We start from the raw sequence: 24,191 nt of genomic DNA, 5'->3' as shown, positions 1-24,191 counted from the left end.
GGTGGGCAGTATGTCCGAATGTGTGGCTTCAGTCCCTCGGGACGCGGACCAGGCCCTCCTGGATGACCGTGATGGCCAGCCTCCCGTCCGCCGTGTAGATCCTGGCCTGCCCGAGACCGCGTCCGCCGGACGCGGACGGCGACTCCTGGTCGTACAGCAGCCACTCGTCGGCCCGGAAGGGGCGGTGGAACCACATCGCGTGGTCCAGGCTGGCGCCCACCACGTCGCCGACCGACCAGCCGCCGCGCCCGTGGGCGAGCAGCACGGAGTCGAGCAGGGTCATGTCGGAGACGTACGTCGCCATGCAGACATGGAGCAGTGGATCGTCCGCCAGCTTGCCGTGCGTCCGGAACCAGACCTGGGAGCGCGGCTCGCGCGGTTCGCCGGCGGTGGCGAACGGCGGGGCGTCGACATACCGCAGGTCGACCGCGGCCCGGGCCTCCAGCAGCCGGTCCACCATGCGCGGGTCGGTGAAGCGGTCCGCGTACCGGGGCAGCATCTCCGCCGCCGTCGGCAGGGTCTCCGGGTCCGGGGCGGGGGGCATGACCGCCTGGTGGTCCATGCCCTCCTCGTGGACCTGGAACGACGCCGAGAGGTGGAAGATCGGCTTGCCGTGCTGGACGGCGACGACCCGGCGGGTGGTGAAGGACCGCCCGTCGCGGATCCGGTCCACGCTGTAGACGATCGGCGCGCCCGGGTCCCCGGGGCGCAGGAAGTACGCGTGCAGGGAGTGGGCGCCCCGGTCCTCGGGGACCGTACGCCCGGCGGCGACCAGGGCCTGTGCCGCGACCTGGCCGCCGAATACGCGGGGCACGACCGCCGAACGGCTCATGCCCCGGAAGATGTCCTGCTCGATCCGCTCCAGGTCGAGCAGATCGAGCAGGGAGTCAAGTGCTGCGCTCATGGATGAGAACGTAGCCGCTCTCAGAGGCCCATGGACTTGGCGATGATGGACTTCATGACCTCGCTGGTGCCGCCGTAGATGCGGTTGACACGGTTGTCCGTGTACAGGCGGGCGATCGGGTACTCGTTCATGAAGCCGTAGCCGCCGTGCAGCTGGAGGCAGCGGTCGATCACGCGGTGCGCGACCTCGGTGCAGAACAGCTTCGCCGAGGCGGCCTCGGCGGGCGTGAGCTCACCGGCGTCCAGGGCCTCGATCGCCCGGTCGCAGACGGCCTCGGCCGCGTCGACCTCGGCCTTGCAGGCGGCCAGCTCGAACTTGGTGTTCTGGAACGACGCGACGGTCTTGCCGAAGACGGTGCGGTCCTGCGTGTACTGCTGGGCGAACCGCACGGCGGCGGCTGCCTGCGCGTACGCGCCGACGGCGATGCCCAGACGCTCCTGCGGCAGGTTCTGGCCGAGGTAGGAGAAGCCCTTGTTCTCCTCGCCCAGCAGGTCGTCGACGGGGACCTTGACGTCCACGAAGGCCAGCTCGGCGGTGTCGGAGACCTTCAGGCCCAGCTTGTCGAGCTTGCGGCCGACCGAGTAGCCCTCGGACTTGGTGTCGACCACCAGGAGCGAGATGCCGTGGCGGCGGTCGTCGGCCTTGGGGGCGTCCGTGCGGGCGCAGACGATGACCTTGTCGGCGTGCACACCACCGGTGATGAAGGTCTTGGAGCCGTTGAGGACGTAGTGCGTGCCGTCCTCGGAGAGCTTGGCGGTCGTCTTCATGCCGGCCAGGTCCGAACCGGTGCCCGGCTCGGTCATGGCTATGGCGTACATGGACTTGCCGGAGACGAAGTCCGGCAGCCAGCGCTTCTTCTGCTCCTCGGTGGCGTACGCCTTGAGGTACGGCAGGCAGAGCAGGACGTGCACCCCGGAACCGCCGAAGGAGATGCCCGCGCGCGCGGTCTCCTCGTACAGGACCGCCTCGAACTTGAAGGACTCCTCGCCGGCGCCGCCGTACTCCTCGGGCACCTCGATGCCGAAGATGCCGAGCTCGGCCAGCTTGTAGTAGAAGTCGCGAGGCGCCTGGCCCGCCGCGAACCACTCGTCGTAGACGGGAACGACCTCGGCCTCGATGAAGGCGCGGATGGTCTCCCGGAACGCCTCGTGGTCCTCGTTGTAAACCGTACGGCGCACGGGGTGCCTCCTGGTGTCAGCTTCGGCTTCGGTCGCAGTGGCTAAGCGCTTGCTCAGTCCTGGGCAAAAGTTACCCGGCGGTCACGGTGGCTGTCCAGGGTGATGCTGAGCACGCCCGGCTCCTCGACGGGGAGTCGGCGGGCTGCCGGTCGCGGAGCGTGGCCGCGGCGAGCGCTGTGTATGCCTCGATGGCGGGGGACGGCGGGCAGGCGCACAGTGAAATGAGGAGCCGGTGAGGACGCGAGCAGCCTCGCCGCATCAACTCTCTGTGAGGCAGTCATGGCTGAATTCGAGACCTCGGGCGGAAGTTCGGGTGAGAAGACGCGTGGCAGGACCACCATCGCCGACGGAGTGGTGGCCACCATCGCCGGAATCGCCATCCGTGAGACCGAGGGTGTGCATTCGGTGGGCCGCGGCGCGTCCAAGGCGATGGGCGCCGTCGCGGGCCGCGTGGGCGGGTCCTCCGGCGGCGGGCGGGGCGTGAAGGTGGAGGTGGGGGAGAAGCAGACCGCTGTCGACGTCGACATCGAGGTCGAGTACGGCATTCCGATCCACGAGCTCGCCGACAAGGTCAGGACCCATGTGACCGACGCGGTGGAGACGATGACGGGCCTGGAGGTCGTCGAGATCAACATCAACGTCTTCGACGTCCACATCCCGGGTGACGATGACGACGACGAAAAGGACGGCGGCCGGTCCTCCGCGCGCGTGCAGTGACCGCCCCCGCGTCCCCGTGCCCACCACCGGGGCGCCCGGCACTGTCGGTGCCGTGGTGGACCGTCGGGGCCCTACGGGTCACCGGGTGAACGGCGGCCCGACGGGGTGACGGGCCGGGTCGGCGGAGCCGGTGGCCACGAATCCCGGCGGGACCATGGAGACGCGGATCGACGCGCCGGCTCTCCTGCCGCAGTCCTTCGGCGCGAGGCGGACCGCCCCGGTGCGGTGCGAGTGCGTGTCCATTGCGCCGCAGGCCGTTAACGCCAGTGCGCGGACCCGCTGCCGGCCGGACCCGTGGCTTCCGCCTTCGCCCGGATCTCCCGCATCACCGCCACGATCCGCCCTTCGTGCTCCGGCGTCAGCCGGGCCACGGGGACCGAGCAACTGACGGCGTCCTGCGGCGGGTTGTCGTACCGCAGCGCGAAGCCGAAGCCGACGAGCCCCGATACGCCCTCCTCCCGGTCCACGGCGTACCCGCGCGCCCGGATCTCCGCGAGGTCGGCCAGCAGGGCGCCCCTGTCCGTGTGGGTGTTGGGTGTCAGTGCCTCGTACGGGCCCTCGGGCAGCTCCTCGTCCGGCCGCTCGGCCAGCAGCGCCTTGCCCAGCGCACCCACGTGTGCCGGCAGCCGCCGCCCGACGCGGCTGATCGTCCGCAGGTACTCGTGCGACTCCCGCGTGGCCAGGTACGCCACGTCCCGCCCGTCCAGCCGGCCCATGTGGATGGTCTCGCCCAGCGCCTCGGACGCCTCGTCGAGATACGGCCGTACAACCCGCAGCCGGGGATCGGAATCGAGATAGCTGGTGCCGGTGAGCAGGGCGTGGATGCCGATTCCGTACAGGGAGCCGGTCAGGTCCGTGCGGACCCAGCCGCGCGATATCAGCGTCTGGAGCAGCGCGTACATCGAGCTGCGCGGCACGCCGAGTTCGTCCGCCAGCTCCTGGAGCCGCGCCGGACGGTCGCCGCGTGCGGCCAGTACCTCCAGCAGCTCGACCGTGCGTGCCGCGGACTTCACCTCGCGGACGCCGCCCGCCTCGCCCCTTGTCTCTGACATGCGCCGATCGTAATCGGGCCGGAGAACCGCGGTGCATACCCATTGACGCCCCGAGGTCCGCCTCTCTAGCCTCCATCTTCATACATGGATGACGTCTACATGGGGAGATGGCGTGAGTCTCGACACCGGCACAGAGGCCTCGGAGGACGTGGCGCGACGGCTGCGGAAAGGGATGGCGGGCGGTGTGCTGTCCTTCCCGCTGACCAGCTTCCACGAGGACGGGTCCTTCGACCCGGACGGCTTCCGCGGCTACGTGGCGGAACGGCTCGCCACCGCCCCGGGCGCCGTCTTCCCCGCATGCGGCACCGGTGAGTTCTTCTCACTGGACGAGGACGAGTACCGGCAGGTCGTCTCGATCACCGTCGAGGAGGCGGCCGGCCGCCTCCCGGTCGTGGCCGGCACCGGCTACGGCTGGGCGCAGGCCGCCCGGTTCGCCCGCATCGCCGAGGAGTCGGGCGCCGACGCGCTCCTCGTCCTGCCGCACTACCTCACCGCCGCGCCGCAGGACGGACTGGTCGCCCAGCTCCGGCACGTCGCCGCGCGCACCCGGCTCCCGCTCATCGCCTACCAGCGCGGCCAGGTCGCCTACACCGCCGATTCGCTCCGCCGCATCGCCCGCATCCCCGGCGTCATCGGCGTCAAGGACGGCCACAGCGACCTCGACCGCCTCCAGCGCCTGACCCTCGCCGCCCCCGAGGACTTCCTCTTCTTCAACGGCGCCGCCACCGCGGAGATCCAGGCCCGCGCCTACGCCACCGTCGGTGTCCCCGCCTACTCCTCCGCCGTCCACGCCTTCGCCCCCGAGATCTCGAACGCCTTCTTCGCCGCCCTGCGCGACGGCGACAACGGGACGGTCGACAAGCTGCTGCGCGACTTCTACGTCCCGCTCGTCGAACTCCGTGACCGAGTCCCCGGATACGCCGTGTCGCTGGTGAAGGCCGCGGCCCGGCTGCGCGGCCGACGGGTCGGACCCGTGCGAGCCCCGCTCACCGACCCCTCGGCCACCGACCTCGCCGAACTCAAGACCCTGCTCACCACCGGACTCGACCTCGTAGGAGCCGCCCTGTGACCCGCGACCTCACCATCACGGACGTGACGCTGACCCCGATCCTGGTCGCCGACCCGCCGCTGTTGAACACCGCGGGTGTCCACCAGCCGTACACGCCCCGCCTGATCGTGGAGGTGGTCACGGCCGACGGGACGACCGGCCTCGGTGAGACCTACGGCGACACCAAGTACCTGGAGCTGGCCCGGCCCCTCGCCGAACAGCTGATAGGCCGACAGGCCGACGACCTCAACGGCCTGTTCCTCGCGGCGGACGAGGTGGCCGTCGATGCCTCACGGGTCACCGGCCAGGTCGACGTCGGAGGCCTGCGCGGCGTCCAGACCGCCGACAAGCTGCGCCTGTCCGTCGTCTCCGCCTTCGAGGTCGCCTGCCTCGACGCCCTCGGCAAGGCGCTCGGCCTGCCCGTGCACACGCTGCTCGGCGGCAAGGTCCGCGACGCCGTCGAGTACAGCGCCTACCTCTTCTACAAGTACGCCGGCCATCCGGAGGGCCCGTCCGGCGAGAAGTCCGGCGAGCAGGACGCCTGGGGCCCCGCCGTCGATCCCGCGGGGATCGTCGAGCAGGCCCGCATCTTCACCGAGCGCTACGGCTTCACCTCCTTCAAGCTCAAGGGCGGCGTCTTCCCTCCGGACGAGGAGATCGCCGCGATCAAGGCCCTCGCCGCCGCCTTCCCCGGCCACCCGCTGCGCCTCGACCCCAACGGCGCCTGGTCCGTGGAGACCTCCCTCGAGGCGGCCGAGGAGCTCCGGGACGTCCTCGAATACCTGGAGGACCCTGCGCTCGGTGTCCCCGCCATGGCCGAGGTCGCCGCGAAGTCCGGCGTACCGCTCGCCACCAACATGTGCGTCACGACCTTCGCCGAGATCAAGGAGGCCTTCACCCGGGGCGCCGTGCAGGTCGTCCTCTCCGACCACCACTACTGGGGCGGTCTGCGCAACACCCAGCAACTGGCCGCCATATGCCGGACGTTCGGTGTCGGTGTGTCGATGCACTCCAACACCCATCTCGGCATCAGCCTCGCCGCGATGACCCACGTGGCCGCCACCGTCCCGAACCTCCACCACGCCTGCGACTCCCACTACCCCTGGCAGTCCGAGGACGTCCTCACCGAGCGTCTCACCTTCGAGGGCGGCAAGGTCACCGTCTCCGATGCGCCCGGCCTCGGGGTCGAACTCGACCGCGACAGGCTCGCGTTCCTCCACCAGCGATGGCTCGACGACGACGGCACGTACAAGGACCGCGACGACGAGGCCGCGATGCGAGTCACCGACCCGCAGTGGGCCGCCCCGTCCGTGCCGCGCTGGTAACCGTTCCCCGCCTCCTCGCCCCCACCGCACCGACGGCGAGCAGCCACCGCCGCGAGAGCGGCGGTGGTCCGGCCGCACAAAGGAGTGCCGCTCGTGTCCGCAGTTCCCCCCACCCCCGAAGTCCAGCACCCTGCCGTCGTGCAGTCGGCGATCCGCAAGATCTTCCGCCGCGTGGTCCCCCTCTTCTTCGTGATGTTCGTCGCGAACTACATGGACCGCGTCAACCTCGGCTTCGCCCAGGACCAGCTCCGCGCCGACGTCGGGCTGTCCGCCGCCGCCTTCGGACTCGGTGCGGGCATCTTCTTCATCGCGTACGCCATCTTCGAGGTCCCCTCCAACATGCTGATGGAGCGGTTCGGGGCCAAGGTGTGGCTCACCCGCATCATGATCAGCTGGGGTGTCGTCGCCACCGCGATGGCCTTCGTCAACAGCCCGGGCATGTTCTACGCGCTCCGCTTCCTGCTGGGCGTCGCCGAGGCCGGCTTCTTCCCCGCCGTCATCTACTACTTCAGCCGCTGGCTGCCCGACTCCCACCGCGGACGGGCCACCTCCGTCTTCCTGATGGGCTCCGGCACGGCGACCGTCATCGTCGGCCCCGTCTCCGGGGCGCTCCTGGAGATGCACGGGCTCTGGGGCCACTCCGGCTGGCAGTGGATGTTCTTCGTGGAGGGCGTCTTCTCCGTGGTCCTCGGCTTCGTCGTCTACCGCTACCTCGACTCCGGCATCGAGCAGGCCACCTGGCTCACCGACGAGGAGAAGGCCGGCCTCGTCACCACCATCGACGCCGAACAGGACGCGCGGGACGCACAGCGCGGCACCAGCGCCCGGGTCTCCCGCTGGAAGCTGCTCGCCGACCCCCAGATGCTGCTCTTCCTGTGGATCTACTTCGCGATCAACGTCGCCCTGTACGCGGTGACGTTCTGGCTGCCCTCGATCGTCGACGACATCGGCGGCCTGAGCGACTTCCAGGTGGGGCTGCTGACATCCGTGCCGTGGATATGCGCGATCGCCGCCGTGTACGTCAGCGGGCGGATCTCGGACCGCATCGGGAAACGGCGGCCGGTCCTGATGGTCCTGCTCCTCATCGGCGGCTGCGGCACGCTGCTCGCGGTCTTCGTGTCGCCCTGGGTGGGCCTCGGCGCGCTGTGCCTGGCCGCGGTGGGGTTCAAGCCGGCTTCTCCCGTCTTCTGGACGATCCCGCAGAGCTACCTCGACGCCCGGGCCGCCGCTCCCGGCATCGCGCTGGTCAACTCCATCGGCAACCTCGGCGGGTTCGTCGCCCCCACCGCCTTCGGGATCATCGAGGACACGACCGGCTCGACGAAGGGCGGGCTGGTCGGCCTCACCGTCGTCGGCTTCCTGGCCGCCGTGAGCGTGCTGCTGGTGCGCGGCGGCGGGCGCAACGACCGCATCCGCACCCGTACGGCGAGGGGGCCGGTGGAGCCCGCGCCGGAAGCGGTACAGGGCGCGGGCTCCACCGCGCGGCCGGGGCCCGGGACGGCCTGAGCGGACGTGGGCGACCGGGCCCGGCGGAGAGCGACCTGCCGCCGGGTCCTCCCGGAGGACGCCCTACATGTCAGCCACGCTCATCGACGGCCGGGGCGCCGGTCGCAGGCACCGCCGTCACCGTGAGCCGGGCCTCCTGGGTGCGGTGCGACGACGGCCCCGTCCCGATGGTGAACCCACCCGGTTCCACTGCCCATTCCCCCGCATGCGTGAACGAGGCGAGGGTGTGCGCGTCCACCGGGAAGGTGACCTCGGTGCTCTCGCCGGGTGCCAGCTCCACCCGGACGAAGCCGCGCAGTTCGCGCACCCGCGGCCACGAGGTCCCGCCGATCAGGCGGCGTACGTACAGCTGAACGGTCTCCCGCACCGCCCGGCCGCCCGTGTTGGCGACGCGGACCGTGCAGCTCAGCTGCTCCGTCCCGTCGAACCGGTCCGCCGGCACGGACGGCAGGGACAGCCGGGGCGTGCCGTACTCGACCGTCGTGTAGGCCAGCCCGTGGCCGAAGGGATGCCGGGCGGTGGCGGGCTGGTCGACGTAGCCGCGGTAGCCGTGGTCCTTCCCGTTGTAGAAGACGGGCAGCTGGGCAGCCGAACGAGGCACGGAGACGGGCAGCCGGCCCTGTGGCTCGGCCGCGCCGAACAACACGTCCGCGACCGCCCTTCCGCCCCACGGGCCCGGATACCAGGCACTCAGCACCGCGGCCGCCTTGCCGGTGAGGTCCGGCAGGGCGTGCGGCCGGCCCTGGACCAGCACCACGACCACCGGGGTCCCGGTCGCGGCGACTGCGTCCAGCAGAGCCGACTGCCCTTCCGGCAGCCCCAGTTCGGCCAGGTCGACGCCCTCTCCGCACGTCATCTCCACCGGATTGCCGGAGGCGACGACGGCCGCCCCGTTGGCGTCGAAACGCGTACCCGACTCGCGTGCGCTCGATCCGCCGAGGACCAGCACCGCCACATCCGCGGCGGACGCGAGCGCCACCGCCTCGGGCAGATCCGGCACATCGCCGCCGACGAGGCCGCAGCCCCGGGCGTACGTGACGTCGGTTCCCTCCGGCGCCGCGGCCCGGATACCGGCGAGCACACTGCTGCCCGTGCCGGGCCGTTGCGGTGCGGTGTAGTCGCCGATCTGCTGCGGTACGGAATCGGCGTTCGGCCCGATGACCGCGACGGTCCCGACACGGCGGCCCGCGAGCGGCAGGGTCACCCCGTCGTGTTCGAGCAGGGTGACGGACTCGCGGGCGACGCGCTCGCTCATCAGCTCCATGCGCGCGGGGTCCGGTCCTGGGGCGGGCGTCCTCCCGGCGGCGTACGGATGCTCGAAGAGGCCGAGGCGGAACTTCAGCGCGAGGACACGTCCCACCGCCGTGTCGAGCGTGGCCTCCTCGACCAGCCCCCGCCGGACCGCCTCCGCCAGCCGCGGGTAGCAGTCGTCCCACAGGCTCAGGTCTGTCCCCGCCCGCAGCGCCTGCGCACCGGCCGCCACCGGATCACCGGCCATCCGGACCAGACGGTCGATCGCGAGCCCGTCGGCCATCACCAGGCCGCCGAAGCCCCACTGCTCCCGGAGGATCCCGGTCAGCAGACGGCGGTTCGCCACGCACGGGACGCCGTCGAACTCGTTGTACGCGGCCATGAGGCCCGCGGCTCCGGCCCGCACTCCGGCCAGCGCCGCCACGAGATGGATCTCGTGCAGCTCCCTCTCGCCCAGCTCGGTGGCCGCGCTGTTGCGGCCACCCACCGTCGCCCCCTGCCCGGCGAAGTGCTTGAGGACGACGGCCGCGTGGTCCGGCCCGATACGGTCCCCGGCCGGACCCTGCACACCGCGCACCAGAGCCTCGGTGAACCGCGCCGCCAGATACGGGTCCTCGCCGAAGCACTCCTCCGCGCGGCCCCAGCGCGGATCCCGCACCAGGTCGAGCGCGGAGACCAGCGCGACATGGCCGCCACGCGCACGGAGCTGGGCCGCCGCGAGGGCGGCCGCCTCCTCGTACAGCTCCGGATTCCAGGTGGCGCCGACCGCCAGGTTGACCGGCAGCACGGTCCCGTCCAGGGCCTGCAGGCCGTGCGGCATCTCCTCGACGAGCAGGACGGGGATACCGAGCCTGGTGTTCTCGACGACGTGCCGCTGCACGGCGTCGGAGACCCGCGCCCCGTCCGTGGCGCCGATCCCCGTCTCCGCCGTCACGCCGGACCAGGGATCGGCGCGCTGGAGTCCGTACAGTGCGCCCATCCCGTCACAGGCCGCCACCTCCGCACGGAACGCGTCCGTCAGCCGGTGTCCGGAAGCGGTGCGCTCGTACGCGTCCCAGCCATACATCCGCTGGTTGACCTGGCCCACCTTCTCGGTGAGCGTCATCCGCGACAGCAGATCGCGTAGCCGTTCGGCGACAGGCGCCTCGGGGTCGCGGAACAGTGGCTCGGACATCGGGTGGACCACCTCGGGGTCGGCTGCAAGGGGGCGGAGGGGACGGTGTGCGGTCAGCGCAGTTCGAGCACGCGCACGCCGTACGGGGGCAGGGTCACGTCCCGCACCGGGTCCCCGCCTGCCAGCTCGCGCAGTTCCCCGTCCGCCGCCGGGCACACGGTCAGCTCCTCGCCGGACTGGCTCACCAGCCACAGGAAGCGCGTGCCGTCCTCGCGCACCAGGGTGTCGGCGCTGACGTACGGGGTGTCGACGGTCACCGGCCTTGCCGCTCCCGCGAGTTCGGCCAGCGCCGCGTACAGCCGGTGGGTCTGCTCAGGGTTGGCGCGGGCCGTACGGGCGGCCATGTGCTCCAGCGGATACGTGGCGAGGACGGTGCGGCCCGCGCCCGTCTCGTGGCGCAGCAGCGCCGGGCGGCCGTGCGCGTCGGTGGCGACGACCCGTGCGCCGTCCGGGACGACGGGCAGATAGGCGCGGCTGTCCTCGTTGCCCGCGACCGGGAACGTCAGGACCTCGCCCGCGGCTATCGAGCCGAAGTCCTCGGTGAACGTCATCTCCAGGACGTCGTCCTCGATCGGCTCGGCGACCCCGTAGGACAACTGGAGCTCCACCCCGAACAGCCCGTCGAGGTCGTGGAACCACGGGCCGCGGGTCGTCGGGTACTCACCCGAGCAGAACGACAGATAGACCGTGGCCCCCTCCCTGGCCCTGTGCTCCAGCGCGCGGCGGGTGCGGGTGGTCAGCTGACGCGTCGAGGGCAGCAGATACAGCGAGGCGTCCTCCGGCAGCCCGTCCGCCTCCCGCGCGAACGCCACCGGCAGGTCGGCGCCGCGCGCCGCCACATAGCCCTGGTGCAGCGAGGTGAAGATCAGCGGGCGGTCGGCGGGACGGCTGTAGGGGTATCCGCGCTCCAGGAAGGCGGGCACGACGAGAGCCGCGTCCGCGTCGGTGCGGCGGCAGCGCGGGAAGTCGACCTGCTCCAGGACCTTCGCGAAGGACGCCAGTTCACGCAGCGGCTCCTTCGGGCGTCCGGCACTGTCGGTGATCCCGAAGTGCATCTCGAAGGGGTGGTGGTCGTACGGCGACTGCTCCCACAGGTCGTCGTAGTCCGTGTTGTTCCAGGCCATCCAGCCGGTGGCCCCGCCGAGCAGCGAGTTGTGCAGGGTCTGCCGGTAGAAGATCCCCGCGTTCGCGGCCGAGACCGTGTCGGTGGAGAGCCCGAACTCCTCCAGGACGACCGGCTGACCGGTCACGGCGGCGAGTTCGCACTCGAACGCGGCCCGGTAGTGCTGGCGCGGCCGGTCGGTGTCGGAGCGGTAGACGTGCGGCCCCACGAAGTCGACGTACTCGGCGGTCTCCCGAAGCGAGAAGCCGTTGTCGCGGCCGGTCACCTCGATGCCCCACGCGCCGTCGCCGAGCGACACCGGCTGGGTGCCGCCCGCCGCGCGCACGGCGTCGCACATGAACTGGGCCCAGGCGGTGACGACATCGCTGGAGGGCGGGTCGACCTGGTAGATCCGGCCGTAGCCGGGCATCTCGTTGGTGATCAGCCAGCCCGTGACCGCCGGGTGGTCCTTGAAGCGGCGGGTCATCTGGGAGACGAACCACGCCTGCCGGCCGACGAGCCACACGTCCTCGTAGAGGTCCCGGTCACCGCGCCAGGCCGGGTCCCAGTTCTCGCCCGACATGTGACCGACGATGAAGGTGGGGACCGTGCCCATGCCCAGCTCGTGGTGGGCGTCCAGGAAGTCCCGGAACCGGTCGCAGAGTTCCTCGTCGATGCGTCCGGGCTCGGGGTGGAAGTCGGGCCAGTAGAAGAAGGACCGCGTCATGTTCAGACCGTGCTCCCGGAGCACGGCCAGCTCCTCGCGCACCGTCTTCGGCTCGTAGTTCCGCCACATCAGCGGACCACCGGTGCGGGACCAGAAGTTGGCGCCGAGCCACGGGAGGACGGCGGAGTCGTGGGAGAGCTGGGCGCTGTGGCGTCGCATGGTTCTACAGGTCCTCTTCGATGTGCGGGGGTGCAGGGGTGGTGCGGCGGTTCAGGTCGGGGACGGCAGGGGGCCGGTCGACTCCCGTACGACCAGACGGGGGCGGCCGTCCAGCACGGGTGGGGGTACGTCCTCGCCGCAGCCGGCGAGCAGGGTGCGGGCGGCGGCCGCGCCGACGCGCTGCACCTGCTGGTCGACGGTGGTGAGCCGGGGATGGACCCAGCGGCCGAGCGAGAGGTTGTCGTAACCGACCACCGACAGGTCGCCCGGCACCCGGAGTCCGGCGCGCTGCGCCGTGCCGATGCCGCAGACGGCCATGGAGTCGTTGGGGAACACGAGAGCGGTCGGCCGGTCGGGCAGGGAGAGCAGCTCCTCGGTGACGTCGACGGCCGCCTGCTCGGTGAAGTCGCTGTGCCGTACGGCTACGGGACTCAGCCCCGCCTCGGCGAGCGCCTCCTCGAACGCGGCCAGGCGCAGCCGGGTGTGCAGCAGTTCGGCCGGGCCCGCGACGTAGGCGAGGCGCCGGTGGCCGAGCTCCAGCAGATGGCCGACCGCCTCCCGTATGCCCGCTCCCTGCTGACCGAGGCCCACCCGGGGCACGGGCGATCCGGGGTCGGGGGCGCCCAGCAGGACGGCTGGCAGCCCGAGGCCGCGCAGCAGGTCCGGGCGCGGGTCGTCGGCGCGGGCGTCGGTGAGGACGGCGCCGTCTATGCGGCCCTCGGCGACCAGACGTTCGTACAGCGCGTTCTCCTGCGCCATGTCGGCGACCAGGTGGAGCAGCAGACCGTAGCCGCGGGGCGCGAGCTCGCCCTCCAGACCGGTGATCAGCTCGCTGAAGTGCGGGTCGGAGCCGAGCACATCGGTGGGCCGCCGGACGACGAGCGCGATCGTGCGGGTACGGGCCCGGCGCAGCGCGGTCGCGGAGGCGCTGGGGGACCAGCCGAGCTCCGTGGCCGCGTCCAGGACCCGGCGGCGGGTGGCCTCCGAGATCCGGCCGGTGCCGTTGACGGCCTGGGAGACCGCCGCGGTCGACACCCCGGCCGCGGCGGCCACGGCCTTGATCGTGGGGCGTACTGCGGTACGCCCTTCGAGACGCTTGTTCACATCTTTACCGCCCCACTGACGAGAGCCTGCTGCATCCGCTTCTGGAGCACGGTGTAGACCACCCAGACCGGGACCAGGGTCAGCACCGTGCCCGCCGTAAGGATGCCGTAGTCCGTACCGGTCAGGGACTTGAGCGTGGGCAGGGCGACCTGCACGGTCCGCTGGTCGGGGTCGGGGCCGATGATGACGAGCGAGTAGAGGTACTCGTTCCAGAAGGTCAGGAAGTTCAGCAGCAGGATGGTCGCGATCCCCGGCATGCACATCGGTGTGTAGACGTGCCGAAGGACGGCGAAGGTGGACGCCCCGTCCATCCGTGCCGCCTCCTCCATCTCGCGCGGGATGGTCCGCATGAACTGCACCAGGATCACGACGGACAGCGGCATCGCCGTCGCCGGCAGGAACAGCACCATGAACGCGCGGGTGTGGAACAGCCCGGTGGCGGCGGCGAGCAGGAAGGTGGGGAAGAGCGCGGCGAACGTGGGGACCAGGAAGCCCAGCGAGAACACCCGCTCCACCAGGGCCCCGAGGCGTCCCTCGGTGCGGGCGATGGCGAAGGCCGCCGGTACCGCGAGCGCCAGGGTGAGGACCAGCGCCAGTACGGTGACGAGCATCGAGTTGAGGACGGCCGGCCCGAGGTGCGCGGAGGAGAACGACTCGGTGAAGTTGGCCGTGGAGAGCGAGGTCGGCAGGGAGAACGGGCTCCCGAAGATCTGATCGTTCGTCTTGAACGCCGAGACCAGCAGGTAGTAGAGGGGGACGACCAGCAGCACCATGTAAAGCCAGGCGAAGATGTGCGCCGGCAGCCAGGACCTTCCGAATTTCATGGAACCGCTCCGATCAGTAGTTCTGGCGGAAGACTCGACGGATGGTCAGCAGCCCGGCCAGGCCGACCAGGAAGAGGACCACGCCGACTGTCTGGCTGTAGCCGAGGTCGGCCGCGATGAACGCCTTCTGGTAGACGAGGAAGGACAACGTTGTCGACGAGCTTCCCGGGCCGCCCTGGGTCAGCAGCAGGACGTTCTGCGCGGAGCCGAACAGCGTCCAGAGGAACTGAAGCATCGTCACGACGCCGACGAAGTCGCGGATGACGGGGAAGTGGATGCGCCACATGGCGCGCCAGTGGCCGGCGCCGTCGAGCTGCGCGGCCTCACCGATCTCGTCCGGGACGCTGCCGAGCCGGGCCGCGAACAGCACGGCGGTGAACCCGATGCCGCTCCACACGTCGAGGAGGATGAGGGAGCCGAGCGCGGTGGAGGGCGAGGCGAGCCAGGCGTCGGTCATCGAGCCCAGACCGACTTTGTCCAGAGCGCCGTTGAGGAGGCCGTCCGGGGAGAGGACCGCGTAGAACACCATCGCCTTGGCGGGGGTGGAGATCAGCCCGGGGATGAAGAGCAGATACCGCAGGACGCGGTGCCCCGGTGGCTTCTGTGCGACGTAGTACCCGAGCATGTACGCCCCGATGATCATCAGGGGTACGGCCACGACGAGCTGTACGGCGGTGTTGCGCACCGCGTCCCAGAAGACCGGGTCGTCCAGGACCGCACTGATGTTGCCGGTGCCGGCGAAGGAGACCGGCTGGAGCATGCCGGGCCAGTGCAGGGCGGCGATGACGAAGATGGCGACCAGCGGGCCGACCATGAAGACCAGGTACCAGACCAGCGCGGGCACGGCGAGGATGACCCCGCCCTGCGTACGGCGCTTCGTGGTGGAGGCGGACGGCGGGGGAGGGACCGGTCCGCGGACCGAGGCGCCGCCCGGGGCGGACGAGAGCATCGTCATGGGAGGACTCGCAAAGGCTCGGGCGCGCGGATCAGGCCGTGCGGTAGGCGGATTCCAGGGCGGAGCGCACGGAGGCCGCGCTCGTTCCCCGGGTGAAGGCGGTGCTGGTCGCGGTGATCAGCGGCTGGGTGGCGGTCGGCGGGACGTAGAGGTCGGGCAGGAGCGCCTGGCCGACCCGGTCGCCGAGCTGCTGGGCCTTGGCCACCAGAGGGAAGTCCTTGCTGACCGTGTCGGTCACCAGCGCCATGTCCCGGCCGCTCTCGGTGATGAAGCGCGACACCACGTCGGGGCGGTACATGAAGCGGAGGAACTTCTCGACGGAGGACAGCTTCTTGACGCCGTTGGGGCTGATCCAGAAGCCGATGAGGGTGTACGAGCGCAGGATTGTCGGCCTCTCGTGAGCGGCCCCCGGCGCGAGCGGCCAGCCACCGATCTCGGTGTGCCCGGCAGCCTTGGCCGGCACCTTCGCCAGTGCGGAGGACATCGCGGACTGGATGGCCGCCGCCTCGGTGTTGTACTGCGTGGTCATCGTGTCGGAGGTCAGCCCCTGCGCCTTGTCGGCGAAGACACCGGCGTCCCGCAGCGTCACGAAGTAGTCGATGCCCTCGCGGGCGCCCCGGCTGCCGCTGAAGTCGCCGGTCGTGTAGACCTTCCGGGCCTCCTCGGGAGTGAGGAAGGTCTGGATGATCTGGGCCAGCAGCTTCTGCCCCGTCCAGTCGTTGCCGCCGACGGTGACGGGTGCGATGCCCTTGGCCCGCAACTTCCGTGCTGCACCGATGAGCTGGTCCCCGGTGGTGGGGACGGAGCCGATGCCGGCGCGGTCGAGCAGGTGGGTGTTGTAGGCGACGGGCCAGTTGGTGGCGAAGTAGGGGAAGGCACGGAGCCTGCCCTTGTCGTCGGTCCACTCGGTCAGGGCCGCGGGCAGGACGCGGTCGCGCAGCCCCCAGTCGTCGAGGTAGCCCTTGACGTCGACGGTGGCACCGACGTCGGTCCAGGCGAGCGTCTTGTCGTACAGGTTGACCATGACCACGTCCGGCTCCTTACGGGCCAGCCGGGAGGTCTCGTACACCTGGGGGAGGTCGTCGCCGTTGACGAGGTTCTTGACCCGGATCCCCGGGTTCTCCTTCTCGAAGGCCTTGACGACGGCGGTGTAGGTGGGGGAGCCCGGCGCGGTGGTCCCGAGCTGGGTGTGGACGAGTAGCGAGCCGGGGTCGGAATCGGCCGAGGCGAGCGTGGAGCAGCCGGACAGGGCGGGCAGCGCGGTAGCGGCGGCGAGGCCGGAACCAGCGGCAAGGAAACCGCGCCGACTCAGGGGTGAGCGCACAGCGGGATGTCTCCAACCAGGACGTTAACCAGAGTGGTTAATCGATGTACCAGCGGGTTGCGAGAAACTTAGGGGCGGGGGAGGAAATGGTCAACCCCTGGTTGCGCATGCTGAATAGGCGGACATTTCGCCCTCGCCGCGGGCCGGGAATGTCACGGTGGATTCCGTACCCGCAGGCGATGACGTACGGCGTCTCGCCGGTGCCGGTGCCGGTGCCGGTGCCGGTGCCGGGACCGGTGTCAGGGGCGTGCGGTGGCGGTACGGCCGCCGGTGACGCGCAGGAGGTTCAAGCGCGACATCGGCATGGTGCCCGGTCCGGCATGGAAGTCCCCGGACGTCCTCGCCCGTCCGGGCGCCTTCCCCGAGCCGGACACCGCCGTCGGCGGGCGTACCGCGTACTCCACGCGCGAAGGCGAACTCTGGGACGCCGCCGAGCGGTTCACCGCGGCGTACGCCGCCTGAACCGTGGAGTCTCCGGGCTCTGCCCGCAGTACGACGCGCGCGCCCGAACGGCGAACCTGCGCGTGCCGGATACGCGGGCGCTCAGGGTGCGGTGCCCGTGGTGTCGGAGACGGTCGTGTCCGGCACGGGAGTTGAGCCGGTGCGCGCGTGGAGGATTCCTTCGACGCCCCGCAGGAAGGTTTCGGAGACCAGCCCGGGGTCGAAGAGGCAGCCGGCTGCCATGGCTCCGTCCCGGAGCATGACGAAATGCCGGGCGTCCGGGCCGGCGGGGGCGTCGCCGGTCCGTGCCAGCAGGTCCGTGACGGTGTTCAGGAACCATTGCCGGTGGGCCAGGACGGCCTGGTGGATCGGGTGGGCGGGATCGGGGTATTCGGCTACCGCGTTGAGGAAGGCGCAGCCGCGGAAACCGGGGGACCGGATGCCCTCGGTGATGGCCCTGGCCGTGGCCCGGACCCTGTCGGCGGCCGACGGGTCGCCGGCCTGCGCGGCGGCGATCTGCCCCCGGATTCCCTGGTCCGCCTGGTCCAGATACGCGAGGACGAGTTCTTCCTTGCCCGAGAAGTGCCGGTACAACGTCGCCCGGGTCACCTGCGCCTCCGCGGTGATCCGGTCGATGCCGACGGAGTGGATCCCCTCGGCGTAGAAAATCCTGGTCGCTGTGCTGAGCAGCCGCGCCCGCGCTTCGGACGTGCTGCGGCCTTCTGGGCTCCGGCTCATGCTGCCAGGCTACCAAGTCCTGGAGGTAGAACGTTCGGTCTTGACAAGGTCCGAGGCAAGGGCCTTAATCAAATGAGACCGAACGTTCTCCCTCCATCGGGTGGGAGCGGACTACGGCACGCGATGTCCTGACCGTTCCGCATCCCGCACGCCGCCACCGAAAGGCACTCCTGTGGACACCCTCGTCAGCGCTCCGTCCCCCAGCGTTCCCGTGACCCTGCGAAAGCTGTACTTCGTGCGCTTCGCGTTCGCCGCCGTGTGGGCCGGACTCCTCTTCGCGACCGCCGGCACGCTGGGACCGATCGGCGTGACGCTGCTGGTCGTCTACCCCCTGTTCGACGTGGCGGCCGCGATCGTCGACGTCCGGTCCGCCAAGGCGAACGGCGGTACGGCTCCAGCCCTCTACGTGAACATCGCGATCAGCTCGCTGGCGGTCATCGGCCTGGCGGTCGCCGTCACGTCCGGTATCCCGGACGTCCTCCGGATCTGGGGAGCCTGGGCTGTCGCCTCCGGGCTCGTCCAGCTCGTCGCGGGCGCCGTTCGCCGGGAACTGGGCGGCCAATGGCCGATGATCATCAGTGGCGCCATCTCCGTTCTCGCGGGCACGTCCTTCTTCACGCAGGCCGGCAGCGACGACCCCACGCTGGTGAACCTCGCCGGCTACGCCTTCCTCGGAGGCGTGTTCTTCCTCGTCTCGGCACTCCGGCTGAACCGCGCCCGCCGCGGGGCATGACCCCACCGCTCACGCGCTCCGTCCTGGAAACCGGGGCGCGTCGGTGCTGGTGCAACTGCCGGGCGGATACGCCCTGTCACCTCGGTGAGGGCCTGCGGTCCCGCAGCGCGAACCACAGCTCCGTCCGCACGTCCATGTCGTCCAGGTCCATGTCCAGCAGCGTCGCGCAGCGGGCGATGCGCTGGCGGACCGTGTTGCGGTGGACCTTGAGTGCCACCGCCGTGCGGTCCCAGCTGCCGTGGAGGCTCAGCCAGCAGCGCAGGGTATCGGCCAGCGGTTCGGTGAGCGGGGCCAGCAGGGCGCGGGCGTGGGCCTCGGCGCGGTCGGCCGGGATCAGGCCGGCCAGGCCTCCGATGCCGGGGCGGTGTGCGGTCAGCGGGGTGCGGGTCGCCTCGGCGTGGCCCAGGGCGCGGGATGCCTGGGTGTCGGCGTCGGGCAGGGCGGTGACCGGGGCGGGTCCGGAGACGCCGAGGGTCCAGCCGGGCTGCGGGCCCACCGCCTCGTGGCGGCCGGGGATCAGGACCCGTACCGTCTCGCGGTCCACGTCCGACAGTGCGGAGCCCAGTGCCGCGCCGAGGGCCCCGGCGTTCAGCGGGTCCGCCGGGGCGCCGTCGGCGCGGCGGGCGTGCACCACCGTCCAGTCGTCGCCGTCGCTCAGCAGCGGGGCCACGTCCTGCGGGGCCGCGCCCAGCAGGAGCCGTACGAGCGCCGCCGAACGGCCCGCCGCGTCGGCGCCCTGGTGCGGGGCGGTCAGCAGCGAGAGCAGCACGACGGCGATTCCCGCGACGGTGTGGTCGCCGAGATCGCGCCTGGGTGTCGCCAGGGCGAGGGCCAGCCCCTGCCCGCCGCCGAGGGCGTACGCGAACAGATGGGTGCCGCCCCGGGTGTCGGTCGCCGACGAAGGGCTCGGCTTCCGGCCGGGGGCGGAGCCCGCGCCGCCGGAGGGCACGGCGGGGGTCACCATCCGGGCCAGCCGGGCCAGTGCCGTCTGTACATCCGGTGCCGAGCGCCCGCCCGCCGCGTGCAGCACCCCGCCGTCCGCCGTGAGGAGCGCGACCCGGCCCTCCAGCTGTACGGCGAGCTGCCGCAGCACCGCGGGCACCGGGTCGGGTCGGGCCGCCGCCGTCGCCAGGGCCTGCTGCGCCCGGGTCACCCGGCGCAGTTCGCGGTGCCGTGCCTCGGCCATGAGCCGCCACACCGCCCGGGCGACCGCCGTGAAGCGGGTCTCGGGAGGCACCTCCAGCAGGGGCAGCCCGTGGCGGTCGCACGCCTCCACCAGGGCCGCCGGCACCGTGTCGTGCACCGGAGCCACCCCGAAGCCGAGCGCGGCCGCCCCCGCCTGGACGAGCCGGGCGACATAGGTGTCCGCGTCCGCGAGCTGGACCCCGGCGGTCAGCAGCAGCTCACCGCCGAGCAGATACGGATACGGGTCGGCCATCTCCGAGGTGTGCACCCAGAGGAGGTCCGCGTGCTCCGGGCCCGCGATCCGGCGCAGCCCGAGCTCCTCACGGCCCAGCAGTTCGGCCAGGGGGATGGGAGGGGCGGGAGGCCCGGCGGGGGAGTCCGGCATGGATGGTCCATCCACTTCGTGGGTTGAGGATGGAGGAAACGTACACTTCAGCGTCGGCTTCCGGCCACCTACCGTCTTCATCACCACACCCCCTGAGTGGAAACGAGACGGAGGAAGCCCATGGCTGTCGACTACGCGGTGATCGTCGTCTATCTGGCCGGCATGCTCGCCATGGGCTGGTGGGGCATGCGCCGCGCCAAGTCCAAGAGCGAGTTCCTGGTCGCCGGGCGGCGGCTCGGCCCCTGGATGTACTCCGGCACCATGGCCGCGATCGTCCTCGGCGGTGCCTCGACGATCGGCGGCGTGGGCCTCGGCTACCAGTACGGGCTCTCCGGCGCCTGGATGGTCTTCACCATCGGCCTCGGGCTGCTCGCCCTGTCCGTCTTCTTCTCGGCCCGCATCGCCCGGCTGAAGGTCTACACCGTCTCCGAGATGCTCGACCTGCGCTACGGCGGCCGGGCCGGAGTCATCTCCGGTGTCGTCATGTGGGCGTACACACTGATGCTCGCGGTCACCTCGACCATCGCCTACGCCACCATCTTCGACGTCCTGTTCGACGTGGACCGGACCGTCGCGATCATCCTGGGCGGCACCATCGTCGTCGCGTACTCGACACTCGGCGGCATGTGGTCGATCACGATCACCGACATGGTGCAGTTCGTCGTGAAGACGATCGGTGTCCTTCTCCTCCTCCTGCCGATCGCCGTCGTCAAGGCCGGCGGCTTCAGCGAGATGAAGGCGAAGCTGCCCACGGAGTACTTCGACCCGCTGGGCATCGGCGGCGAGACGATCTTCACGTACGTCCTGATCTACACCTTCGGCATGCTGATCGGCCAGGACATCTGGCAGCGCGTGTTCACCGCCCGCAGCGACCGCACGGCACGCTGGGGCGGCACCGTCGCCGGCACGTACTGCCTGGTGTACGCGCTCGCCGGTGCCGTCATCGGCACCGCCGCCAAGGTGATGTACCCGAAGCTGCCCAGCGCCGACGCGGCGTTCGCGACGATCGTGAAGGACGAACTGCCGGTCGGTGTACGAGGACTGGTGCTGGCCGCGGCGCTCGCCGCGGTGATGTCCACCTCCTCCGGTGCGCTGATCGCCTGCGCGACCGTGGCCAACAACGACATCTGGTCGCGGCTGCGGGGCGTGGTCTCCAAGGACGGCGAGGAGCGGGACGAGGTGAAGGGCAACCGGGCCTTCATCCTCATCATGGGCGTCGCCGTCATCGTGATCGCCATCGCGCTCAACAACGTCGTCGAGGCACTGACCGTCGCCTACAACCTGCTGGTCGGCGGGCTGCTGGTGCCGATCCTCGGCGGTCTGCTCTGGCGCCGGGGCACGGCGCCGGGCGCGCTGGCCGCCGTGGCAGTCGGCGGTGCGTCGGTGATCGGGCTGATGGCGGGCTACGGAATCCTCGCCAACGAGCCGGTCTACTACGGACTGATCGCCTCGCTCGCGGTGTACGTCATCGTCTCGCTGGCGACGAAGCCGACCGACGCGGCCGTACTGACGGCCTGGCGCGAGAGGCTCGCCGGACGGGGCGCCGACGATCCGGCCACCCCGGACCCGGTCACCGTCTGACCGTCCGGGCCCGACCCCGCCGAATCGTGGTCCGACCGCCGTCCGGACCACGATTCGGCCCCTGACAGACTGAATACCGTATGAACGCCCACAAGGCGTGCATGGCTGAACGAAAGGCACCCGCACCCATGAGCAGCAACGAAACGCCGCGCGGCCCCGTCGACTCCTCCCGCGTCCCGCGGTACGCCGGACCCGCGACGTTCGCCCGGCTGCCGCGGCTCGACGAGGTCGGCACCGCCGACGTCGCCGTCGTCGGCGTGCCTTTCGACACCGGTGTCTCCTACCGCCCCGGCGCCCGCTTCGGCGGCAACGCGATCCGGGAGGCCTCACGCCTCCTGCGCCCCTACAACCCGGCGCAGGACGCCTCTCCCTTCGCCCTCGCCCAGGTCGCCGACGCGGGTGACATCGCGGCGAACCCCTTCGACATCAACCAGGCCGTCGAGACCATCGAGGCCGCCGCCGACGACCTGCTCGGCACCGGCGCCCGGCTCATGACGCTCGGCGGCGACCACACGATCGCGCTGCCCCTGCTGCGTTCCGTCGCCAAGAAGCACGGCCCCGTCGCCCTGCTCCACTTCGACGCCCACCTGGACACCTGGGACACCTACTTCGGCGCCGAATACACCCACGGCACCCCGTTCCGCCGCGCCGTCGAGGAGGGCATCCTCGACACGGAGGCGCTGTCCCACGTCGGCACCCGCGGCCCGCTCTACGGCAAGCAGGACCTCACCGACGACGCCAAGATGGGCTTCGGCATCGTCACCTCCGCCGACGTGATGCGGCGCGGCGTCGACGAGATCACCGACCAGCTGCGCCAGCGCATCGGCGACCGGCCGCTCTACATCTCCATCGACATCGACGTGCTCGACCCGGCGCACGCCCCCGGCACCGGGACCCCCGAGGCCGGCGGCCTCACCTCGCGAGAGCTCCTGGAGATCGTGCGCGGGCTCTCCTCCTGCCACCTCGTCTCGGCAGACCTCGTCGAGGTCGCCCCGGCGTACGACCACGCGGAGATCACGTCCGTCGCCGCCTCGCACACGGCGTACGAGCTGACGACGATCATGTCCCGCCAGATCGCGGAGGGCCGCACCAAGTGAGCCACGACCACGACGACCGGCCGCAGCTCACCGCCGCACAGGCCGAGGCGGCGCTGAACCCGCCGCCCGGCCGCAACGGCGGCGACCTGGTCGTCGAGACCCTTCAGGGCCTCGGCGCCACCACCGTCTTCGGGCTGCCCGGCCAGCACGCGCTCGGCATGTTCGACGCGCTGCGCCGCTCCTCGCTCTCGTACGTCGGACTGCGCGTCGAGAACAACGCGGGCTTCGCCGCGGACGCCTACGGCCGGATCACCGGTGAGGTGGCGCCCCTGCTCCTCTCCACCGGTCCGGGCGCCCTGACCTCCCTGGCCGCGCTCCAGGAGGCGGCGGCCGCATCGGCACCCGTGCTGGCGATCTCCAGCCAGATCCCCACCGCCGGGCTCGGCGGCGGACGCCACGGCTATCTGCACGAGCTCCGCGACCAGCAGGCGTCCTTCCGGGGCGTCGTGAAGTCCGTGCACACCGTGCGCACGGCTTCACAGGTCCCGTCCGCGATCGCCGCCGCCTGGGAGTCCGCGCTGACCGCCCCGCACGGCCCGGTCTGGGTGGAGATCCCGCAGGACGTGCTGCTCGCCGAGACGGTCCTGCCCGTCGTCAGCGCCCTCGACGCCACCCCGCGTGAGCTGTACCCGCGCCCCGAGCTGACCCTCGCGGCCGCCCACCTCCTGTCGAACGCCGAGCGTCCGGCGATCATCGCGGGCGGCGGAGTCGTACGCTCCGACGCGGCCGGCAAGCTGCGCGCGCTCGCGGAGAAGATCAGCGCCCCGGTCGTCACCACCTTCGGCGGCAAGGGCGCCTTCCCCTGGGAACACCCGCTGTCGCTCCAGTCCTGGCTCGAGGACCGCTACACCACGGACTTCCTGGAGTCCGCGGACGTACTGCTGGTCGTCGGCTCCGGACTCGGTGAGCTCTCCTCGAACTACCACACGTTCGCCCCGCGCGGCCGGGTCATCCAGATCGAGGCCGACGCCGGGAAGCTGGAGTCCAACCACCCCGCGCTCGGCATCCACTCCGACGCCCGCGAGGCCCTCGACGACCTCCTGGACGCCGTGGAGACCCGCGAGGACGAGGGCGCTGCGGACCGCGTCCGTACGGTGCTGGGGAAGGTCCACGACCGGATCGCGGCCCAGGACCTCACCCTGGAGCAGCAGGTGCTGGCCTCGGTCCGCGAGGCGCTGCCCGACACCTCGCCCAGCTTCTGGGACATGACGATCCTGGCCTACTGGGCCTGGTCCGCCTTCGACGCCCGCCACCCCAACACGATGCACTCGGCGCAGGGCGCGGGCGGTCTCGGCTACGGCTTCCCGGCCGCGATCGGCGCAGCGGCGGCCGACCGTACGAAGCCGGTGCTCGCGGTCTCCGGCGACGGCGGCGCGATGTACTCGATCGCCGAGCTCGCCACCGCCCGGCAGTACGACCTGCCCGTCACCTGGCTGATCGTCGACGACGGCGGCTACGGCATCCTGCGGGAGTACATGACGGGTGCCTTCGGCGAGGCCACGGCGACCGAGCTCTCCCGCCCGGACTTCGTCGCCCTCGCCGAGTCCTTCGGCGTCCCCGCGGTCCGTACGACCCCGGGATCCCTGGCCGCCGACCTCGGCAAGGCCCTCGCGGCCCCCGGTCCGTCGGTGGTGGTGCTCCCCGCACTGCTGAAGATGTTCGAGCCGACGCACCTCTGAGC

The 24,191-nt window shown here is 71.3% G+C and carries 21 protein-coding genes; 9 read left to right on the top strand and 12 right to left on the bottom strand.

Annotated features, from left to right (window positions below; all coding sequences use genetic code 11):
- Positions 1-28: 28 nt before the first annotated feature.
- Together ACFWFI_RS04690 and ACFWFI_RS04685 are read right to left on the bottom strand one after the other, a co-directional pair.
- Positions 29-904 carry an acyl-CoA thioesterase gene (locus tag ACFWFI_RS04690; RefSeq protein ID WP_387385449.1) on the bottom strand — a complete coding sequence of 292 codons (876 nt, stop codon included), beginning with the start codon at positions 902-904 and terminating at the stop codon, positions 29-31.
- A 20-nt stretch (positions 905-924) separates the two neighbouring features.
- Complete coding sequence (locus ACFWFI_RS04685) at positions 925-2,082, bottom strand: acyl-CoA dehydrogenase family protein (RefSeq protein WP_387385447.1); 1,158 nt, start codon at positions 2,080-2,082, stop codon at positions 925-927.
- 279 nt (positions 2,083-2,361) lie between these two features.
- Between ACFWFI_RS04685 and ACFWFI_RS04680 the strand changes: the two genes are divergently transcribed.
- The gene (locus tag ACFWFI_RS04680; RefSeq protein ID WP_387385445.1) at positions 2,362-2,799 is read left to right on the top strand and encodes an Asp23/Gls24 family envelope stress response protein; all 438 of its coding nucleotides are present in this window, start codon (positions 2,362-2,364) and stop codon (positions 2,797-2,799) included.
- A 78-nt stretch (positions 2,800-2,877) separates the two neighbouring features.
- Here ACFWFI_RS04680 and ACFWFI_RS04675 read toward each other — a convergent pair whose 3' ends face one another.
- Positions 2,878-3,042: a hypothetical protein gene (locus tag ACFWFI_RS04675; protein ID WP_387385443.1), complete on the bottom strand. Its 165-nt coding sequence runs from the start codon at positions 3,040-3,042 to the stop codon at positions 2,878-2,880.
- A gap of 14 nt (positions 3,043-3,056) precedes the next feature.
- Positions 3,057-3,851, bottom strand: a complete 795-nt coding sequence (locus ACFWFI_RS04670) for an IclR family transcriptional regulator (protein WP_387385441.1) — start codon at positions 3,849-3,851, stop codon at positions 3,057-3,059.
- 88 nt (positions 3,852-3,939) lie between these two features.
- Between ACFWFI_RS04670 and ACFWFI_RS04665 the strand changes: the two genes are divergently transcribed.
- The 3 genes from ACFWFI_RS04665 to ACFWFI_RS04655 all read left to right on the top strand — a co-directional run bounded on the left by ACFWFI_RS04665 (position 3,940) and on the right by ACFWFI_RS04655 (position 7,730).
- Positions 3,940-4,920, top strand: coding sequence for a 5-dehydro-4-deoxyglucarate dehydratase (locus ACFWFI_RS04665; protein ID WP_387385439.1), 981 nt, complete (start codon positions 3,940-3,942; stop codon positions 4,918-4,920).
- Positions 4,917-6,224 carry a glucarate dehydratase family protein gene (locus tag ACFWFI_RS04660; protein ID WP_387385436.1) on the top strand — a complete coding sequence of 436 codons (1,308 nt, stop codon included), beginning with the start codon at positions 4,917-4,919 and terminating at the stop codon, positions 6,222-6,224. Before ACFWFI_RS04665 ends, ACFWFI_RS04660 begins: the two co-directional genes overlap by 4 nt.
- Before the next feature lie 171 nt (positions 6,225-6,395).
- Entirely contained in the window at positions 6,396-7,730 is a 1,335-nt protein-coding gene (locus tag ACFWFI_RS04655; protein WP_387385531.1) for an MFS transporter, read from the top strand.
- 70 nt (positions 7,731-7,800) lie between these two features.
- On the opposite strand, the gene ACFWFI_RS04650 is transcribed toward ACFWFI_RS04655, so the two are convergent.
- From ACFWFI_RS04650 to ACFWFI_RS04625, 6 genes are read right to left on the bottom strand one after another with little or no spacing between them, the layout of a single operon-like run.
- The gene (locus tag ACFWFI_RS04650) at positions 7,801-10,155 is read right to left on the bottom strand and encodes a glycoside hydrolase family 3 N-terminal domain-containing protein (RefSeq protein WP_387385434.1); all 2,355 of its coding nucleotides are present in this window, start codon (positions 10,153-10,155) and stop codon (positions 7,801-7,803) included.
- 53 nt (positions 10,156-10,208) lie between these two features.
- The gene (locus ACFWFI_RS04645; RefSeq protein WP_387385431.1) at positions 10,209-12,143 is read right to left on the bottom strand and encodes a cellulase family glycosylhydrolase; all 1,935 of its coding nucleotides are present in this window, start codon (positions 12,141-12,143) and stop codon (positions 10,209-10,211) included.
- A gap of 51 nt (positions 12,144-12,194) precedes the next feature.
- Positions 12,195-13,247 carry a LacI family DNA-binding transcriptional regulator gene (locus tag ACFWFI_RS04640; RefSeq protein ID WP_387385428.1) on the bottom strand — a complete coding sequence of 351 codons (1,053 nt, stop codon included), beginning with the start codon at positions 13,245-13,247 and terminating at the stop codon, positions 12,195-12,197.
- Entirely contained in the window at positions 13,244-14,071 is an 828-nt protein-coding gene (locus ACFWFI_RS04635) for a carbohydrate ABC transporter permease (RefSeq protein WP_387385426.1), read from the bottom strand. The genes ACFWFI_RS04640 and ACFWFI_RS04635 overlap by 4 nt, the downstream gene beginning before the upstream one ends.
- 13 nt (positions 14,072-14,084) lie before the next feature.
- Complete coding sequence (locus tag ACFWFI_RS04630; RefSeq protein ID WP_387385424.1) at positions 14,085-15,026, bottom strand: carbohydrate ABC transporter permease; 942 nt, start codon at positions 15,024-15,026, stop codon at positions 14,085-14,087.
- Positions 15,027-15,057: 31 nt separating this feature from the next.
- The gene (locus tag ACFWFI_RS04625; RefSeq protein ID WP_387385421.1) at positions 15,058-16,350 is read right to left on the bottom strand and encodes an ABC transporter substrate-binding protein; all 1,293 of its coding nucleotides are present in this window, start codon (positions 16,348-16,350) and stop codon (positions 15,058-15,060) included.
- A gap of 252 nt (positions 16,351-16,602) precedes the next feature.
- On the opposite strand from ACFWFI_RS04625, the gene ACFWFI_RS04620 reads away from it, so the two are divergent.
- Positions 16,603-16,812 carry a hypothetical protein gene (locus ACFWFI_RS04620; RefSeq protein ID WP_387385419.1) on the top strand — a complete coding sequence of 70 codons (210 nt, stop codon included), beginning with the start codon at positions 16,603-16,605 and terminating at the stop codon, positions 16,810-16,812.
- Positions 16,813-16,893: 81 nt separating this feature from the next.
- Here ACFWFI_RS04620 and ACFWFI_RS04615 read toward each other — a convergent pair whose 3' ends face one another.
- Entirely contained in the window at positions 16,894-17,529 is a 636-nt protein-coding gene (locus ACFWFI_RS04615) for a TetR/AcrR family transcriptional regulator (RefSeq protein WP_387385416.1), read from the bottom strand.
- Positions 17,530-17,701: 172 nt separating this feature from the next.
- On the opposite strand from ACFWFI_RS04615, the gene ACFWFI_RS04610 reads away from it, so the two are divergent.
- Complete coding sequence (locus ACFWFI_RS04610) at positions 17,702-18,262, top strand: hypothetical protein (protein ID WP_387385414.1); 561 nt, start codon at positions 17,702-17,704, stop codon at positions 18,260-18,262.
- 76 nt (positions 18,263-18,338) lie between these two features.
- On the opposite strand, the gene ACFWFI_RS04605 is transcribed toward ACFWFI_RS04610, so the two are convergent.
- Entirely contained in the window at positions 18,339-19,832 is a 1,494-nt protein-coding gene (locus ACFWFI_RS04605) for a PucR family transcriptional regulator ligand-binding domain-containing protein (RefSeq protein ID WP_387385411.1), read from the bottom strand.
- Between the two features lie 120 nt (positions 19,833-19,952).
- Here ACFWFI_RS04605 and ACFWFI_RS04600 point away from each other — a divergent pair, with 120 nt between their 5' ends.
- The 3 genes from ACFWFI_RS04600 (at position 19,953) to ACFWFI_RS04590 (ending at position 24,189) form a co-directional block, all read left to right on the top strand.
- Positions 19,953-21,413, top strand: a complete 1,461-nt coding sequence (locus ACFWFI_RS04600; RefSeq protein WP_387385408.1) for a sodium:solute symporter family protein — start codon at positions 19,953-19,955, stop codon at positions 21,411-21,413.
- Between the two features lie 128 nt (positions 21,414-21,541).
- Positions 21,542-22,510: an agmatinase gene (gene speB / locus ACFWFI_RS04595; protein WP_387385405.1), complete on the top strand. Its 969-nt coding sequence runs from the start codon at positions 21,542-21,544 to the stop codon at positions 22,508-22,510.
- Positions 22,507-24,189 carry a thiamine pyrophosphate-binding protein gene (locus ACFWFI_RS04590; protein WP_387385403.1) on the top strand — a complete coding sequence of 561 codons (1,683 nt, stop codon included), beginning with the start codon at positions 22,507-22,509 and terminating at the stop codon, positions 24,187-24,189. The genes speB and ACFWFI_RS04590 overlap by 4 nt, the downstream gene beginning before the upstream one ends.
- Positions 24,190-24,191 lie beyond the last annotated feature (2 nt).

It is taken from the genome of Streptomyces sp. NPDC060209 (genome assembly GCF_042728155.1).
Classification (GTDB): Bacteria; Actinomycetota; Actinomycetes; order Streptomycetales; family Streptomycetaceae; genus Streptomyces.
This window is presented reverse-complemented; position numbering and strand designations above follow the sequence as displayed.